Below are 16249 nucleotides of genomic sequence, written 5' to 3' on the forward strand. Positions count from 1 at the left end.
TTTAAATATTTTTGTATATCAAACTGTTGGTAGTAGATTCATTCAAGGCGAATAAGGTAAATCAGATGCGTTATAATCCAGAACATAAACAAAAGACTTACGATAAAGTGCTAAAAGAAGCCATGCTCGCCATTCGTAAGAATGGTTCAGATATTGGTATTCCCAAACTTATGTCTAAAGTTGGGCTGACACATGGTGGGTTTTATGCCCACTTTAAGTCCAAAGAGGATTTAATCAATGTCGCAATTGAGAAAATGTTTCTTGATCGCATGGAAATGTTGAAAGAATGCCTGAATACAGATGACACATTATCAGGTTTAGAAAACTATATAGATAAATACTTAAGTGAGAAACATCGAACTCACCCAGAGCTAGGCTGTCCTGCGGCAGCACTCATCACCGAAATCTCAAAAATGCCAGCGTCAACACAACTTGTCTTTGAACAAGGAATGGATTTATTGCTTCTGGAGTTGTCCAATGCAATTAAACAACTATCAACAACATCCAATCCAGCAGAGCTTGCAACCATATTACTCACCGAAATGATCGGCTGTATGACCTTTGCGAGAGTCATTCAAAATGAAGAACGGGCTAAACAAGTACTCGCTACTACACGCCATCATCTAAAAACTATGCTTCAACAGCTCAGTTAAAAGGAACATCACATGCCATATTTAGCCGAACTTATCAAAAGTATCAATTTTAATGAACCCTTTACGCCTCCACCAAACTGGTTTCAAGGACGTACCGTTTATGGTGGGTTATCTTCAGCTCTTGCCTTGCAATCCATCATTGCAGAAATTGAATCTGAACAGAATCTAAGATTAAGATCGGCACAAATTGCCTTTATTGGTGTCATGGCTGAAAATCTGGAATTTAAATCGAAATTACTAAAACAGTCAAAATCCTCTCGCTGGTATCAAGTCGATGGCTTTTCAAATGGTGAATTAGGTTTATCGGTGACGTTCCTTTTTACACAAGATCGAGCAAGCCAAATTGCACACGATTTTAGTCCATCACAGCAGGTAAAATCTCCCGAACATTATCAGCGCTTACAACATCCACTTGCGCCTGCGTCATTGGCAAATCTGGATTTACGTCCTGCGGGGGGGTCTATGCCAGTCAGTGGTTCAGATCATCCTGAATTGATTGCATGGATCAAACATCTGGATGATGATGGGGTAAATCCTTATGTCAGCCTACTTGCTTTGGCTGATGGTTTACCGCCTGCTGCCATGACGACATTTTCTGAATTTGCCCCTATTAGCTCGATGAACTGGAATCTGGATATTCTACGTCCAATTGAACAATCTGAGTGGCACTTAATCCGCTCATACAGCCTGTTTGCGGAACATGGTTATTCTTATCAACAAATGCAACTATGGGATCAAAATGGAAACTTGATTTTACAAGGTACGCAAACTGTCGCAATCTATCTTTAATCTTAAAAAAGATAATAATGTCTTAAAAACATCAATTTTAAAAAGGCATTATTATCTTGCAATGAGTGAGATAAAAAAACGCTATCATTTGGTCAGGCATGTTATTCAACGAAGCAAATAAATAAGCCCAACAATGTTTAGCTTAACTAACTCACGATAAAATTGTTGGAATACGACAATCCAATAATTAACTATCGCAAAAGCAAATAATTTAGCTAAATGTCTGATCGGGTTTGAGCTAGTACAAATTAATCTATCAAAAGCAAGCCTACTCTAAGAGTAGGCCGCAAATTTCAGTGTTAAAATTAGACGTTAAGAAATACTGAAAGTCACACTATTATTCTGATAGCTTGGCGTAATGTCTTTACCGTTTAGTGTGACTTTCTTAAAACTACCCTGTAGTTTTTTAGCCGATAATACGGTATAGGTTCCTGCTGCTAAATTAGTTTTTGTCACTAACTGCAATGTTCCATTTAAAGTAGCAGTTTTACCAACTTGCATGGCAGGTTTTAGGTTTGACTGGAAATTAACTTGAATGTTAGTTCCCGAAAGTTGAGTAAAGTTACCCGAAATACTTATCGTCTTAGTCGCACTGAGATTGAACATGCTGTTTTCATGCATATAAATATCACCTTGACCAGCGGCATTCTCAGACAATAGTTCAATCCCCCCTTGTTTAAGATCGATACCGCCTGTAAAGGCATTATTTCCACTCAATGCCAATGTTCCACTACCTAACTTGGTGAGCTTACCATCACCCGTAATATCATTACTCCACTGGTCATATTGATTAAACCCACCGAAACTGGCATCCATTGTCAGATAGACATCCCCATTAAAACTGCCATACCCTGCACCAGCTTTAAATAAATTTAATCGACCATATCCTTCAACATCGTCCATAACTGGATATCCTGAGGCAAGAGCAGTTGATTTTAAAACAATACGGCGCTGATCAGCACTCAAATAAGGGAAGCGTGTTTCGAGTAAAACTTCCGCACCTTTTGGAACTGTTGCAATTCGGGTTTTATCACCAATCTGGCTAAATCCATAGGTCATCCAATGGTTGACCTGCTGTTTGAGTTTTTCAAGGTCAGCAAATCGGTCGTGGGAATCGTAGGGAGTTTTGGCGAAAGTATAAAATGACTCAAATGTTGACGTATTACTTGCTTTCATCAACTGTGTTTGTGCTTGTAGATATGCTTCTTTTCTTTGCTCGACGGTCATTGCGTTTAAGTTAGCAACATCTGCTGCAATCGACTGAAGTCTTCCACCAATAACATCCATTGCAGAATGCATACCTGCAATAATACGTGAATCGCCTAAATCCATACCACGGGCAATCAATTCCTGATAACGCTGTGGCACCAAATATGCCATCGCAATTGCATTACGTCCCGCTTCAGCCGTATGACCACTTGGGAAACCTCCATCTGTAGATGGTGTACTACTTTTTGCAGGCTCCAGACTTGGAACAACAATTACATCTGTACTCCAACGATACGGACGAGCATATTTATAGAAACGTTTCGCAGGTTCAGTCGAGGAGTTATTCCCCATAGCTTGAATAAACTCTACAACTTTACCAAAATTAGTATTGCCTTCAGCAGTTGTAAGCCCTGTATTATTCCCCTTATCATCATATTTTACTTGTGAAGCATCATTTGGCACCGAGTTAATAGTGGTCGTCTGACCTGTTAATGTTCTCCATTGATCCGTCAATGCACCCAAACCAGAAGTCACGCTATAGCTTTTGCCTCGTCGATCATCCAGATAAGCACGAATAGCGTCATCTTCTGTTCGATTATGTGTAGTTTGAATTGAATAATTGATATTGTAATTCAACACGTCTACATTTTTTTTACTGCCATCGGTAGAATCACCAGGTAAACCTGTCCAGTTCGATTGCATGACAGCAGGAAATCCATCTTGGGCTTGCGCTGATACACCAGCATCGACAAACAAACTTGATGGAGTCCATACATCCAGAAAACCACTTAGCACTCTTACGCCCGCATTTGTTTCTACAGTCGCATATCGAGCATCCCCTCTCTGGTTTGTTATCCATGAATCAACGGTTGCTAGCGTATTCGATGGTAGGGGCGCTGTATCTTCATAACCTACGCCTTTCGGAGCTGTTGGCGTATCCTGAGTCGCGGTAGAGCCATCATCAGAAGAATGGCTATCGTTGCACCCCGTAAAAAATACAGAACATGATACTAGCGACAATAAAAGTGTATTTATTTTAAAGCTTGACATATTTTTGACCCGTTGTTAAAAAACGGTATCTTTCACCATGAATGTTTAGCTCTTATTACATAACAAGAATTAATTTTAAATTATCTAAATAAATACTTCTTTAAAAACATCACGAAAGCATGTGCCCGATTAAGATAAAAAAGTTTGATTTAGTCATCTTCTAGTCACAACGTTAATGCAAACTCTACATTTTGTTGCGAAACGCATTACATGAACAACAGCACTGTAATATTTCATGATTTAGATCAATGCTATCTTTGCTTTCATTCATCATTACAACAATCAAATCATTATGAAAACTGAAATGAGTACACAATTACCGTCGATCATCGCAATGTGGGAGTTCTTTAATGAGAATCTACATTTCAAATTGTCTAAATATGAATTTTCCGAAGGGGGCATTAAAGTCATCTATGTGATTATGGACGCAGAGCAGCCAGAATTACAGCCTCAGAGATTTTCCTAAACCAGATTTAAATTGAGGGAAAATCCCTCATTCTGAATTCTCTAAAAACAACCTATTCTTTTTTCATTGGAGCTCGTTACTGCTTTATCGCAATAACCAAATGAACCTCAACTGAAGCACATTTGGCAATCTAAGCATGATTTTAGATGATGAAATATTCAAATTTGGATTAAAAATGATTGAGCTTCACCAAATCATCATAGGGAAGTTTACCAATTCGAGGGTAAGGTTGGCTTGCTCCCTTACCTACCGCAATCATCAGGCAAACCACGTGATCTTCTGGAAGCTGTATAAGCTTCCCCATTGCATCAAAATCAAAACCATCCATAGGACAGCTATCTAAACCTTGATCCTTTGCAAGTAGCATTAAGGTCTGAGCAAATATTCCTGCACTGCGCATAACTTCATCACGTTGTGTTTGCGAACGCCCACGATAATATTGGTCAATCGCACCCACCATCACTTTCTGGGTTTCTTCAGGAACACCTGTCCAGACCTGACTCGCATCTTTTTCCCATGTATCTAGTTTGGCACACAAGACGATCAGCAATGATGCTTCAGTGACCTGAGGCTGATCCCATGCAATTTTTCGAACCTGTTGTCTTAATTCAATATCTTCGATTAAGACAGGACGCCAATGCTGTAAATTAAATGCACTGGGAGCATTTTGCATGACATTGTTTAGAAGCTGCTTTTTATCTATTTGAGATAATTGAAACTCTGGATCAAAACGCTTCATTGCACGGCGTTGTTGAATAGCATCAAAAACATTCATATATTTTCCTCTTTATTTATTTTTAATCATACTTTTTGATAGCGGGGTGCAACTTTTGCTGTTGAAAACTCAGGTAATAACTTCATGCGTAATTGCTCATAATCTTTCCATTTATTTTCATCCTGTAGCACAGGTATGGTGATATTTTCTTTTTTATCAAAGCCCACCAATGCTGCATCGACCAAATCATTTGCGTCCATCATGGGCGGTAAATTTTTTATATCCGAACCAGAACGTTCCCATATTTCTGTTTTGGTGGCAGAAGGAAGTACAGCCTGAACATAAACCCCTTTATCTTTTAATTCCAGATTGAGTGCCTGACTAAAATACTGAATAAAAGCCTTACTCCCCCCATACAGAGTTAAGCCAAATTCTGGCGCAAGTCCAACTACAGAACCAATATTAATGATTGCACCTGATTTTTTTTGAATCAATTGTTGGCAAACTGCATGGGAGAGTCTGACGACGGCTGTCATGTTCAAAGCTATGAGTTGCTCAATCTTGTTTAAGTTTTGCTGGCCAAAACTTCCACTCACACTCATTCCTGCATTATTAACCAGAATCTCAATGTTTGGGTCTTGTTGAAGAACCTGTTCAACCCTGCTGATCTCTTGATCTTGTGTTAAATCTGCCTGAATCACTTCGATCTCAACCTTATAGGTCTGTGTGAGTTGTTGGGCGAGTTGATTTAAACGCGTTAAGTCACGCGCAACCAAAATCAAATGATAGCCACGTTGTGCAAATCGATCTGCATATATAGCACCAATTCCAGTGGATGACCCAGTAATCAAGACTTTTGATGGTGTTGTCATTTGAGTTGCTCTTTTTTAATGATGACTATAATCTAAAATAACTAAATTTTGATGTCAATCATAATCAATGTATAATTTATGCAAAATACGATGTGCTTAGGAGGCTTTAAAGATGAAAGTGAGTAAAATTCAGGCACAACAAAACCGTGAAAAAATTATTCAAAAGGCCACTCAACTTTTTCGGGCTCATGGTTATGACGGTATTGGAATTGCTGATTTAATGTCGGGTGCAGGATTTACTCATGGTGGTTTTTATAAGCATTTCAGCTCTAAAACAGATTTGATCAGCATTACAGTCAAAAATGGAGTACAAGAAATACTGCATCGTATTCACGACTTAGATTTAAACCAGTTTATTCGTTTATATGTTTCAAGAACTCACAGAGATCATCGAGATCTGGGGTGTTCGCTAACGGCACTTTCTTGTGATGCCGCCAGACAAGCAGATGAAGTAAAAGTAGAGTTTGAAACGGGTATAGAAAAATTAATTGAATTCATTACTGACGATCTACGAAAAAATCAAAAAGGAAGTATTGAAGATCAAAGAAAAAAAGCCATTGGTATTCTTGCTGAATCTGTAGGCGCTATTGTACTTTCAAGAGCGTGTTTAGATGACTCCAAACTAGCTGATGAAATTCTAGAAGCTTGTCGATCAAATTTATTGATTGAAGATTAATTACTGATTTTATTACTATATTATTGAATCTTATTTCTACGGCTTAGAGTTACATTTGAGCTGTAATCATCTAGTTTAAAAGCAGGGAGAATCAGTCTCATTGCTCTACATTTATTAACTTATTTGATCTAATAATCTATAAAACAACTGACCACAGCTCTGGCATTGAAAGCAACTATTTGTACTCTGGGTCACAGGTTTACTCTCAAACAAACTATTGAGTAAACCACCGACTACCACGCCTGCAATCCCGCCAATCAATGGCGATACAGGCAAGCTTTTGGATAGGGCTGCACCCATGGAAGCAAAGGAGGCTGATGCAGTTAAATACTGTTGTGATCACCGCATTGTAGTGTGTTGAACCACACGGATGACATGTTCGGAATGACAATGTGGACATGTAATATTCATAATATAAACCTCTGAAATAGATAAGGGCTTGGTCATTCAGTGATGCTGATTGAGCCAAACCCATGAAAGAGAAGATGATTCTCATCTAGATGGTGTATATTTCAGATGGCTTTTAATTTATGGGTTTAGGCTATAGCCACGATCCCGATAGCGACGATGGCTACCTTTGCAAATAGTGCATCGCCTCGAACTCAAATATTACCAATTCACTTTTAATCCTACAGAGCCATTTACAGCTTCGCCAGCAGAAAAATATCCACCATTATTCACCGTCCAATATTTTTTATTAAATAAATTATTAACGTTAGCATTCAGCATAGCATCGTGTTGTGCAAGCCTAAATTTATACGATAATCCTGCATTTGCAACCGTGTAAGCTGGTGTCTTGAGCGTATTTTCATCAGCCAAATATGAAGTACCATTATATCTGACATTGGCATGCAAACTTAAGCCTTCTACAACTGGAATGAGGTAATCTGTATTTAACACGACTTGCCATTCTGGTGTTGCTGCTGGGGTATTTCCTTTCAGATTCTGATTACTGGTACTTAAGCCATCTAACTTTGCATCAAGATGAATAAGACTCACCCCAAGTTTCCATTGATCAGAAACTTTATAATTTGTGTTCAGTTCAGCCCCTTCATAAATCGTCATACCATCCTGAACAAGCGCTTTTTGATTGCCAGTTCCTTCCGTAATAAGACTAGTACGTTCTATTCTAAATAGCCCTGTACTCAATGAAAGTTTGTCTAAATCATATTTGAAGCCAAATTCATATTGTTTGCTAATCGTGGCATCTAGAATTTCTCCAGCATTGGTATATTCACCACTCACCAGTTGCCCCGCTTCCAGAGCCTCTACATAACTCGCATAAAGTGCAGAGTCTGCATTAGGTTTATAGATTAATGCAAATGTCGGCGTTGTTGCATTTGTTTTATAATCAGGGTCGGATGAGTCATCCTTATAGTCAGTATAACGAACGCCTAGAATGGTTTTAAATTGGTCAGTAAAATCAATCGTATCACTTAAAAATGCAAAGTTTTGTGTCGTAGTTGATTTATCACCCAAGGAAAAATCAGGGTTTAAATCTATACTATAATTGGTTGGTTGATAAAGATTACCCGTAAAAAACGTATCCCAGACTGAATTTTTAGCAAAACGTGATGCATTTTCATTTTGTCCGATACCAAAAACCAGATTGTTTCTGATTTGACCAAAATTCACTAAACCGTTAAACATTAATTGATTAAAGTAATTTTCATCTAATGATGAAAATTGATAAATAATTCCATCATAGTCACCTGCACTATTTTTTATATCTGCAAATGATTTATTTGAATCATGACGTTTTCGGGTATAGCCAAACTGATATTTTGCGTACCAGTCATCGTTAATTTGCCATTTTAGTCCTGAAGATGCCATCAAGGTTTCTGTTTTATAATACGAGTTGTCGACATTTAGATTTTGATATTTATAGGTTACTTTGGGTAAACTCGCCCCACTATTTGTGGGATCATAAGACCATAATGCAAACTGCATCGGTTCTTTTTCCAAGTCATTTTTCTCATAAATGACATTTGCATCCCAAGTCAGATTATCAAGCAATTGCTTATCTAGCATCAATCCAGTAAAGAAACGATCAGTTTTTGAGTCATTATATGCTGTACCAGTTTCACCTCCCAAAATAAACCGATAGTTAATATTTGCTGGTGCAAAATGGCTGCTAGTATCCACCATAGCAGAAAAAATACGATCTGTTCGATAACCTAAATCCAAACTGGTTTGAGGCTCTTTAGTTGCTTGCTTTAATTGATAACTGATCGCACCACCTGGTGAGCCAAAGCCATACATGAAACCTGTTAACCCTTTTAATGCGACGACATTGTCTGCAAACTCGACAGGAAAATCTCCTCCCCAGTTCAATGTCATGGGCACATCATTAATATAATAATTTTTTACCCCCAGCCCTCGAATTTGTGTCGCCCACCAATTTGTCGTCATCACGCTAGCTGGCGAGTAGACTGAAGCATCATTTGCAAAGATTTGACCAACAGATTTGGCACCCCTTTTTTCAATATCTTCATGATTAACCACAGTGACTGAAAAGGGTGTGTCTAAAACACTTTGATTACCTAAAACAGTGATTGCAGATTTACGCTTTAAAGGACTCTCCTGATTTTCAGCTTTCAGGGTAATAATCGGTAATACCGAATCTGAAGATGTATCAGAATTTAAATAATTTTCGTGACTAGCTTTGGACTGAAGTGTGCTTAACTTCACAACTTCTGCATTTTTATTGTTTTGTATTTTTTGTTCTAAATAATAGCTGTTGTTGATTTGTCTAATTTCATAATTGGTATTTTTTAATAATTCTGCGAAGCCTTGTTCTAAACTATATTGCCCTTTCAAACCTTTAGTCTTTAAACCACGTGTTAATGCAGGATCAAACGTCAAGGCAACGCCAGACTGTACCGCAAAACTAGATAAGGCTGAACCTAATGATCCCGCTGCGACATCATATGGTTGTGTTGCATGCTGCTCTGCATGAACGAATGCAGTAGAACTGATACAAAGACCAAACATCACTGACCGAATTGCACTGACTAATTTTTTTCTGGAAATTTGCTTTACGCTTTCTTGCTTGTTCATATATACCCCATCAGAAAGAAGAATGAAATGCCTCATACTTAATGACAGTTAAACGGCAAAAAAGTGTCACTTTATTTTTTAATTATTTTTTGAACGAATCCGAACAACATGATTCATTGCATAATGATCAATTTCAACTGAGTAGGTATGTTCCAGCATTGTGTAGGCTTGTTGCAGATTATTTGTAGGATAAGTACCAGATATTCTAATATTTTTAATATCAGAATCCAGATAAATGACCCCTTTTTGATATGGCTCTAATCGTTTTACAAATTGTGATAGTGGCATTTCATCGACCATAAGCAATCCTTTCGTCCATGCAAATTGGCTCACATCAAAATCTTGCGTAGTTTGGATTGTATACCGATTAAATACAGTTTGTTGCCCTGCATTTAAAATTTGAGGATGATCATTGGCATGAGCCTGTATTTTCACTGCACCTTTTTCTACCGCCACAAATGACGAGTTTTGATCCATTTTAACCAGATATTTTGTACCTAATGCTTGTGCTTGTCCTTGTTGGGTGTAAACAATAAATGGACGATGCTGTGAATCATGATGAGTTTCAATCCATATCTCGCCTTTACGTAATATGATATTTCTTCGCTCTGCCGTGTATTTCACATCAATAGCACTGTTTGTATTCAACACTATTTTACCACCATCAGGTAGCTGAACTGTTGTTTGCTCACCTGTACCACTACGATAATCTGCCGTCCATTGTTGCTGTTGATTGAGCCAATATATCAAGTAGACCGTAGGTAAAATTCCCAGAACCAACAACCAATTGTTTAGATGTGATTTCAATGGTTGCTTTTGAATCACAGGCATCGCGATATTTGGAGGAAGTTGCTGAAATTTCTGTTCCAGTTCGATCGCCTTGTGCCAGATTTTTTGATGCAATCGACTACGATTTTGCCATTCCGCCAACTGTTGATACTCAGACTCCGTCAAAGACCCCTGCTTAATTCGCATCAGCCATTCAACGGCCTGATCTAATATTTCTGACTTTCGCGATTTAAACATTAAAGCTCATGTTCCAACATTGCTGTCAAACAATGCACGTAAGCTTTTTTCATATGCCTTTTTACTGTGCTCAGAGAAATATTGAATTTACAAGCAATCTGTTCGTAACTCATATCTTCAATTTGTGCATGTAAAAATACATCTCGAACTTGTCTTGGGAGTGTTTCTAGTAACTGAATAACTTCAACCAATGTTTCAATAATCAAATAGTTTTGTTCAGGAGAGGGTTGTTCCCATTCTGGTTGTTTAGCTAATACCTCGATATAGGCTTGCTCTATTCGTTTTCGATTAAACCAATTCATCATCAAACTTTTGGCAACTGTGGTCAAATATGCTCGCGGTTGTTCAATTTCATGCAGAGGCTTTTTATTAAAAACACGAATAAACGTATCTTGTGCAAGATCAGCCGCATCGGCAGAGTTTCCTAGTTTTTTATACAACCATGTGTAAATCCATGAATGGTGTTGCCGATACAGCGTTTCCAAGCTTTCAACAGGAGGCGTATCCATGGACTCAATAACCAAGAAACAAATGATAATAGTTATTATTAACCTATTTTGTTTTTAGTTCAAGATTAAACCCATTAGGCACACATGTTTCAAATTACCTTACGTGATTTCTGTGACATACCAAAAGTACGCATTTTGCTAGAGGTTTTTGCCGTTAGATACTGTTCTTTGTCAGGTTGAGCAAAATAACCCATCACTTTTACTTTACGTAATTTCATTACTTACGGTTAAAACTGACTAAAAAGAAGCATCACGATAGATTTTTTGACCAGTTTGTTCAAACTCAACTTTGTCGACGAACGATTTAGTAATTTTATAGGTAACCATGTATATACTGACAATTCAGAACATTTGGCGATAATAGAATAGATAGAGAAATATTAGCAACTGTCTACAAAAGAGCTACAGATTTAAAAAAGTCTACATAATTTGTGAAATGCATGGGAACTGAATTTATTATAACTTATTGATTTATAAGTGGTCCCGAGGGTCGGACTCGAACCGACACGTCATCGCTGACAGTGGATTTTGAGTCCACCGCGTCTACCAATTTCACCACCTCGGGAGAGTATGATGCTTGCTTTGTGTTGCGTATAATAGCGCGTTTAAAAAACTTGTCAACGATAAGTCTTTGACTATTGCCTACTTTTGCAGCAAACAAACTTTTATCGGGATAAAATAATGATGACTCCCCTCTAAAAGCCAAAAAGACTATACTAGGCGCAAATTTTGTAATGTCCCGTATTATGCAGCTTTCAGACTTTAACTTTGATCTTCCAGATGAATTAATCGCCCGTTATCCACTTGAATCACGCAGTGCTTCGCGCCTTCTTCATCTAGATGCACAAGGCCAATATCATGACCGTCTATTTACGGATATCGTAGATTTATTAAATGAAGGTGATTTATTGGTTCTTAACGATACCAAAGTCATGAAAGCGCGTTTGAAAGGTAAACGTGCAAGTGGTGGTGCCGTTGAAGTTTTAGTTGAACGTATGCTGGATCAAACCATTGCCCATTGTCATATAAAAGCCAGCAATACCCCCAAAGCTGGCGCAGAGCTATTTATGGGTGAAGATGGAGTCAAGGTCGTTGTACAGGGTCGTCATGAGAATTTATTTGTGGTGGAATTTTCTCAACCTATATTGTCAGTCTTAGATCGTTATGGACAACTCCCTATTCCACCATACTTTAATCGCGAAGCAGAAACCATTGATACAGAGCGTTATCAAACGGTGTTTCATGATCCCGAAAAAATTGCCAGTGTCGCTGCACCAACTGCAAGTCTACATTTTGATGAAACACTGCTTGAGCAGTTAGCACAAAAAGGCATTCAGAAAACATTTGTCACTTTACATGTTGGTGCAGGAACATTTATGCCTGTGCGTACAGATGATATTAAAAATCATATTATGCATAGTGAATGGTGTGATGTACCAGAAGCCACTGTCGAGTTAATTCGTCAAACAAAGGCACGTGGCAATAAAGTTATTGCTGTTGGAACAACCGCAACTCGCGCACTGGAAAGCGCAGCGCAGGCACATCAGGGGCAGATTGCGGCTTGGACAGGAGATACTCAAATTTTTATCTATCCAGGTTATCAGTTTTGTGTGGTAGATCGCTTGATTACCAATTTTCATTTGCCTGAATCAACCTTATTGATGTTAGTTTCGGCACTCTCAAATCGTGAAAATATTTTAAAAGCTTATCAACATGCAGTCGCTGAAAAATATCGCTTTTTTAGTTATGGTGATGCCATGCTAATCGATCAGACTCAATAAGGTAAATCATCAAGATGCCAGTCGAGAGCTTACAACGCGCATTACATATTCGTCGTAAAAAAAATGCGCATGTATTTCGTAATATTGTACGGCTTTGGACGATTGGTGAAAAAGCGCAAACACATCAGCAAATCCTCGACCAATTACATCCATGGGGAGACAACCCCACACTACATTTTGACAATGGTTTGCCCAAGTTTTTGATGGTACTCGGCGTAATCAGTTTCTTCATGATGTTTGCCCTACCTCGCTTAGGGCTTCCTTTTGCTTTAGGTCTGTTCTGCACCATCGGCTTGTTTTTTTTGGCATTCATCTTATATGAAACTGATGATGCCATTGAAGAAGTCATTCGTTATTTGGAAGAAAAATCGATTGAGACCCGTTACGATTTAAAATTTGGGCGGATCCCAGAACATTTTCCTTTGGGCATGAATTCAACCTTGTTGATTAATCAACTCAAAAACAGCTTCCCATTGTTTAATAAAGGCTCTACATCAAATCAGATTGTGTCGTATGCCAGTGCAAATATCAGCGATGATGAAGGTCATCACTACCCTGCTTTTATTTTTCAATATTCTTACATCGAAGAAATCTCTATCCGAGATGCTGATGGAGACAAAGTCAGCATTAACCGAACAGAAAAAAATCAATGGGGTATTTTTATCTTTGAGACACAAATAGGTGGACTCGCGGTAACTAATTTACGTCGGGACATTGGTTTTCCATACGAAGTCCAATGGAACAGCAGTGATATTCAGATTAATCAGCAACTACAAATCTATGGTATGGATCAACTTCATTTGGTCAAAACGCTTAATCCAGCATTATTATTGCGCTTGTCTGATTTTTTTAAAGTGCGTAAAGGTGAACTGATTTTTCATTCTCATCAAAATATGATGTGCTTTTTAGGCGATACGAATCTATTTGAGCTCAGTTCAAAAACAAGAGAAATTCAGGATATTTCAAGTTTACGTGGACATTTACGTACCTTTCGATTAAAACATTATGAACAACTGTGTTCTGATCTCAGCACATTTTTAAAATAAAAATCTTGGGGATATACAATGGGTTTGTGGATTTTTCTGCTCATTATTTTAGTCATTATTATTTTTGGTATTTTAATTCGCAATAAAATTGTATTGCATTTTAATGCAACCAAACGCGCATGGGCTGATGTGGCGACTTATGAACGCCAAAAATTAAAAGTATTGGACGAACTTGCGCCAATGGTTGAACAATATGCCAGTTTTGAAAAAGGAACTTTGGAAAAAGTGACTGAGTTACGCCAAAGCATTCTTAACCTGAATGTCGATCATGCAGATATTGCTCAATTGCAACGTATTGAGAACTTAAATAAAGAATTGATGCGTAGTTTAAATATCGTCGTTGAAAATTATCCAGAACTCAAAGCCAATGAAATCTATTTACGCATGATGAATGAGATTGATGAGCAAAATGATAATGTCAGTGCTGCCATCACCATTTTTAACCGCAATGTTGAATTGTTTAATAATCACATTGAAGTGTTCCCTAACAATATAATTAACACCTTAACGTTAGGCAAGAAATCGATTCGTCCATTTCGTGATCATGCTGCTGCGCAGAGTTTTGATTATCGTCCAAATTTTTAAATCATGGATTTTTAAAATTGTGGTCTATTCTCAATCTTGAGCAATGGATCACTTTTTCAATTTAGCAACCCAATCATAATGTCATAGGTGGTTGATCGTACAATTTGGTTTTTTATCGCCTATATAACATTTAGTAGTAGAACTCCCTGCATAAATCTAGGAAAATAGCGCTCTTTATTTTAGCCATCAGCGAACTGTTTTTTCGCCTCGATTTGGAAAGTTGCATGAAGTTTGAAAAATTAGGTCAGTCGGGGCGCGCCCGTCGTGGCCGTTTGACCCTTGAACATGGCGTGGTTGAAACACCTGTATTTATGCCCGTGGGTACTTATGGTACGGTCAAAGGCATGTTGCCACGTGACATTGAAGAAATTCAGGCACAAATTATTTTGGGCAATACCTTCCACTTGTACTTGCGTCCTGGCCTTGAAGTCATCAAAGAACATGGTGGGTTGCATGAATTCATCAAATGGAATAAGCCGATCTTGACCGATTCTGGCGGTTTTCAGGTCTTTAGTCTCGGCGCAATGCGTAAGATTAAAGAAGAAGGCGTGACTTTCCGTTCACCAATTGATGGTTTAAAAGTGTTTTTGTCACCTGAAATTTCAATGGAAATTCAGCAGGTGCTTAACTCGGATATCGTGATGATATTTGATGAGTGTACACCTTATCCTGCAACACACGAAGAAGCACAAAAGTCTTTACAACTTTCTTTACGTTGGGCAAAACGCTGTAAAACGCATCATCATGATGAACTGAAAAATACCAATGCTTTATTTGGCATTATTCAGGGCGGCATGTATGAAGATTTGCGCGATGAATCTTTAAATGGCTTGCTTGAAGTTGGTTTTGATGGCTATGCGATTGGTGGTTTATCTGTTGGTGAGCCGAAAGATGAAATGATCAAGGTTCTAGATTATCTTCCAAATAAAATGCCGCATGATAAACCACGTTACCTGATGGGTGTTGGTAAGCCAGAAGATATTGTGGAAGGCATTCGTCGCGGTATTGATATGTTTGACTGCGTGATGCCAACTCGTAATGCACGTAATGGGCATTACTTTGTGACCGACGGTCTAGTACGTATTCGTAATAGCAAGTATCGTCATGATCAAAGTCCACTTGATCCGCATTGCGATTGCTATACCTGTCAGAACTTCACTCGCGCGTATTTGTATCATCTTGAAAAATGTGGCGAAATGTTGGCATCTATGCTCGGTACAATCCACAATCTACGTTACTACCAGCGTTTTACTCAAGATATTCGAAATGCTTTAGATAATGGGACTTTTGATGAATTTGTGACTGACTTTTATACCCGTCGCGGCTTAGAAGTTCCTCCTTGCCCTGTCGATTGATGCAACAAGATTTGCGCTCAACAAAAAGACAAGGTAAATTGCAGAACGAACTCGTATTTTGTCAGGATTTGACAGTCCTTTTTTTAATTTAGGTTTTTAGTTTAGGAAATCAGAATGAGCTTTTTAATTTCTTCTGCTCACGCAGCACCTGCAGCGGCACAAGGTCCAAGCATGGTCACCAACTTACTGATGATTGCTGTATTTATTGCAATTTTCTATTTTCTGATCTGGCGTCCTCAATCCAAACGTGCCAAAGAGCATCGTAGCCTGATTGAAAGTTTAGGGGTCGGCAGTGAAGTGGTTTTTGCTGGTGGTTTGATGGGTCGTATCACTAAAATCGAAGGTGATTACGCGGTGGTTGAACTCAATCGTGGTAATGAAGTTAAAATTCAACGCGCAAGTGTTATTTCAGTTCTTCCTGAAGGCACTCTGAATAACCTTTAATCATAAAAACAGT

General features: G+C 38.3%; 16 protein-coding genes, 1 tRNA gene and 1 pseudogene. 9 read left to right on the forward strand and 9 right to left on the reverse strand.

Annotated elements, in window-relative coordinates; genetic code table 11:
• Window positions 1-65 precede the first annotated feature (65 nt).
• Window positions 66-653 carry a TetR/AcrR family transcriptional regulator gene (locus A7A69_RS12760; protein WP_152877890.1) on the forward strand — a complete coding sequence of 196 codons (588 nt, stop codon included), beginning with the start codon at window positions 66-68 and terminating at the stop codon, window positions 651-653.
• 12 nt (window positions 654-665) lie between these two features.
• Window positions 666-1442, forward strand: a complete 777-nt coding sequence (locus A7A69_RS12765; protein WP_152877892.1) for a thioesterase family protein — start codon at window positions 666-668, stop codon at window positions 1440-1442.
• A gap of 312 nt (window positions 1443-1754) precedes the next feature.
• On the opposite strand, the gene A7A69_RS12770 is transcribed toward A7A69_RS12765, so the two are convergent.
• Window positions 1755-3701: an acid phosphatase gene (locus A7A69_RS12770; protein WP_152877894.1), complete on the reverse strand. Its 1947-nt coding sequence runs from the start codon at window positions 3699-3701 to the stop codon at window positions 1755-1757.
• Window positions 3702-4005: 304 nt separating this feature from the next.
• On the opposite strand from A7A69_RS12770, the gene A7A69_RS16635 reads away from it, so the two are divergent.
• Window positions 4006-4167 (forward strand): hypothetical protein, encoded by a 162-nt coding sequence (locus A7A69_RS16635; RefSeq protein WP_171406670.1) that lies wholly within the window; start codon window positions 4006-4008, stop codon window positions 4165-4167.
• 169 nt (window positions 4168-4336) lie between these two features.
• On the opposite strand, the gene A7A69_RS12775 is transcribed toward A7A69_RS16635, so the two are convergent.
• Window positions 4337-4942 (reverse strand): nitroreductase family protein, encoded by a 606-nt coding sequence (locus A7A69_RS12775; protein WP_152877896.1) that lies wholly within the window; start codon window positions 4940-4942, stop codon window positions 4337-4339.
• A gap of 26 nt (window positions 4943-4968) precedes the next feature.
• The gene (locus A7A69_RS12780; protein WP_152877898.1) at window positions 4969-5754 is read right to left on the reverse strand and encodes an SDR family NAD(P)-dependent oxidoreductase; all 786 of its coding nucleotides are present in this window, start codon (window positions 5752-5754) and stop codon (window positions 4969-4971) included.
• Window positions 5755-5866: 112 nt separating this feature from the next.
• Here A7A69_RS12780 and A7A69_RS12785 point away from each other — a divergent pair, with 112 nt between their 5' ends.
• Entirely contained in the window at window positions 5867-6430 is a 564-nt protein-coding gene (locus A7A69_RS12785) for a TetR/AcrR family transcriptional regulator (RefSeq protein WP_152877900.1), read from the forward strand.
• A 114-nt stretch (window positions 6431-6544) separates the two neighbouring features.
• On the opposite strand, the pseudogene A7A69_RS12790 reads toward A7A69_RS12785, so the two are convergent.
• From A7A69_RS12790 to A7A69_RS12810, 6 genes and pseudogenes are all read right to left on the reverse strand, one after another.
• A pseudogene (locus tag A7A69_RS12790) lies at window positions 6545-6841 on the reverse strand (hypothetical protein).
• 198 nt (window positions 6842-7039) lie between these two features.
• The gene (locus A7A69_RS12795; RefSeq protein WP_152877902.1) at window positions 7040-9490 is read right to left on the reverse strand and encodes a TonB-dependent siderophore receptor; all 2451 of its coding nucleotides are present in this window, start codon (window positions 9488-9490) and stop codon (window positions 7040-7042) included.
• A gap of 78 nt (window positions 9491-9568) precedes the next feature.
• Complete coding sequence (locus A7A69_RS12800; RefSeq protein WP_152877904.1) at window positions 9569-10516, reverse strand: FecR family protein; 948 nt, start codon at window positions 10514-10516, stop codon at window positions 9569-9571.
• The gene (locus A7A69_RS12805; RefSeq protein ID WP_152877906.1) at window positions 10516-11025 is read right to left on the reverse strand and encodes a sigma-70 family RNA polymerase sigma factor; all 510 of its coding nucleotides are present in this window, start codon (window positions 11023-11025) and stop codon (window positions 10516-10518) included. The genes A7A69_RS12800 and A7A69_RS12805 overlap by 1 nt, the downstream gene beginning before the upstream one ends.
• 89 nt (window positions 11026-11114) lie before the next feature.
• A complete protein-coding gene (locus A7A69_RS16970; RefSeq protein WP_277752942.1) occupies window positions 11115-11243 on the reverse strand; it encodes a hypothetical protein in 129 nt (42 codons plus the stop codon).
• A gap of 260 nt (window positions 11244-11503) precedes the next feature.
• Window positions 11504-11590: transfer RNA gene (locus A7A69_RS12810), tRNA-Leu, on the reverse strand.
• A gap of 181 nt (window positions 11591-11771) precedes the next feature.
• Here A7A69_RS12810 and queA point away from each other — a divergent pair.
• The 5 genes from queA to yajC all read left to right on the forward strand — a co-directional run bounded on the left by queA (window position 11772) and on the right by yajC (window position 16236).
• Window positions 11772-12806: a tRNA preQ1(34) S-adenosylmethionine ribosyltransferase-isomerase QueA gene (queA, locus tag A7A69_RS12815; RefSeq protein WP_152878048.1), complete on the forward strand. Its 1035-nt coding sequence runs from the start codon at window positions 11772-11774 to the stop codon at window positions 12804-12806.
• Window positions 12807-12820: 14 nt separating this feature from the next.
• On the forward strand, window positions 12821-13852 hold the full coding sequence (locus A7A69_RS12820; protein WP_152877908.1) for a hypothetical protein: 1032 nt from the start codon (window positions 12821-12823) through the stop codon (window positions 13850-13852).
• Between the two features lie 18 nt (window positions 13853-13870).
• Window positions 13871-14437 carry a LemA family protein gene (locus A7A69_RS12825; protein WP_120368606.1) on the forward strand — a complete coding sequence of 189 codons (567 nt, stop codon included), beginning with the start codon at window positions 13871-13873 and terminating at the stop codon, window positions 14435-14437.
• 224 nt (window positions 14438-14661) lie between these two features.
• On the forward strand, window positions 14662-15792 hold the full coding sequence (tgt, locus tag A7A69_RS12830) for a tRNA guanosine(34) transglycosylase Tgt (RefSeq protein ID WP_152877910.1): 1131 nt from the start codon (window positions 14662-14664) through the stop codon (window positions 15790-15792).
• Window positions 15793-15906: 114 nt separating this feature from the next.
• Complete coding sequence (gene yajC, locus A7A69_RS12835) at window positions 15907-16236, forward strand: preprotein translocase subunit YajC (RefSeq protein WP_004992746.1); 330 nt, start codon at window positions 15907-15909, stop codon at window positions 16234-16236.
• Window positions 16237-16249 lie beyond the last annotated feature (13 nt).

This window comes from Acinetobacter guerrae, from assembly GCF_009372255.1.
Classification (GTDB): Bacteria; Pseudomonadota; Gammaproteobacteria; order Pseudomonadales; family Moraxellaceae; genus Acinetobacter; species Acinetobacter guerrae.

What these genes read in the sequence shown, in the direction of transcription:
- A7A69_RS12760 (WP_152877890.1), top strand. Translation starts at nt 66, where the DNA reads ATGCGTTATAATCCAGAACATAAACAAAAGACTTACGATAAAGTGCTA.
- A7A69_RS12765 (WP_152877892.1), top strand. Translation starts at nt 666, where the DNA reads ATGCCATATTTAGCCGAACTTATCAAAAGTATCAATTTTAATGAACCC.
- A7A69_RS12770 (WP_152877894.1), bottom strand. Translation starts at nt 3,701, where the DNA reads ATGTCAAGCTTTAAAATAAATACACTTTTATTGTCGCTAGTATCATGT.
- A7A69_RS16635 (WP_171406670.1), top strand. Translation starts at nt 4,006, where the DNA reads ATGAGTACACAATTACCGTCGATCATCGCAATGTGGGAGTTCTTTAAT.
- A7A69_RS12775 (WP_152877896.1), bottom strand. Translation starts at nt 4,942, where the DNA reads ATGAATGTTTTTGATGCTATTCAACAACGCCGTGCAATGAAGCGTTTT.
- A7A69_RS12780 (WP_152877898.1), bottom strand. Translation starts at nt 5,754, where the DNA reads ATGACAACACCATCAAAAGTCTTGATTACTGGGTCATCCACTGGAATT.
- A7A69_RS12785 (WP_152877900.1), top strand. Translation starts at nt 5,867, where the DNA reads ATGAAAGTGAGTAAAATTCAGGCACAACAAAACCGTGAAAAAATTATT.
- A7A69_RS12795 (WP_152877902.1), bottom strand. Translation starts at nt 9,490, where the DNA reads ATGAACAAGCAAGAAAGCGTAAAGCAAATTTCCAGAAAAAAATTAGTC.
- A7A69_RS12800 (WP_152877904.1), bottom strand. Translation starts at nt 10,516, where the DNA reads ATGTTTAAATCGCGAAAGTCAGAAATATTAGATCAGGCCGTTGAATGG.
- A7A69_RS12805 (WP_152877906.1), bottom strand. Translation starts at nt 11,025, where the DNA reads ATGGATACGCCTCCTGTTGAAAGCTTGGAAACGCTGTATCGGCAACAC.
- A7A69_RS16970 (WP_277752942.1), bottom strand. Translation starts at nt 11,243, where the DNA reads ATGAAATTACGTAAAGTAAAAGTGATGGGTTATTTTGCTCAACCTGAC.
- queA (WP_152878048.1), top strand. Translation starts at nt 11,772, where the DNA reads ATGCAGCTTTCAGACTTTAACTTTGATCTTCCAGATGAATTAATCGCC.
- A7A69_RS12820 (WP_152877908.1), top strand. Translation starts at nt 12,821, where the DNA reads ATGCCAGTCGAGAGCTTACAACGCGCATTACATATTCGTCGTAAAAAA.
- A7A69_RS12825 (WP_120368606.1), top strand. Translation starts at nt 13,871, where the DNA reads ATGGGTTTGTGGATTTTTCTGCTCATTATTTTAGTCATTATTATTTTT.
- tgt (WP_152877910.1), top strand. Translation starts at nt 14,662, where the DNA reads ATGAAGTTTGAAAAATTAGGTCAGTCGGGGCGCGCCCGTCGTGGCCGT.
- yajC (WP_004992746.1), top strand. Translation starts at nt 15,907, where the DNA reads ATGAGCTTTTTAATTTCTTCTGCTCACGCAGCACCTGCAGCGGCACAA.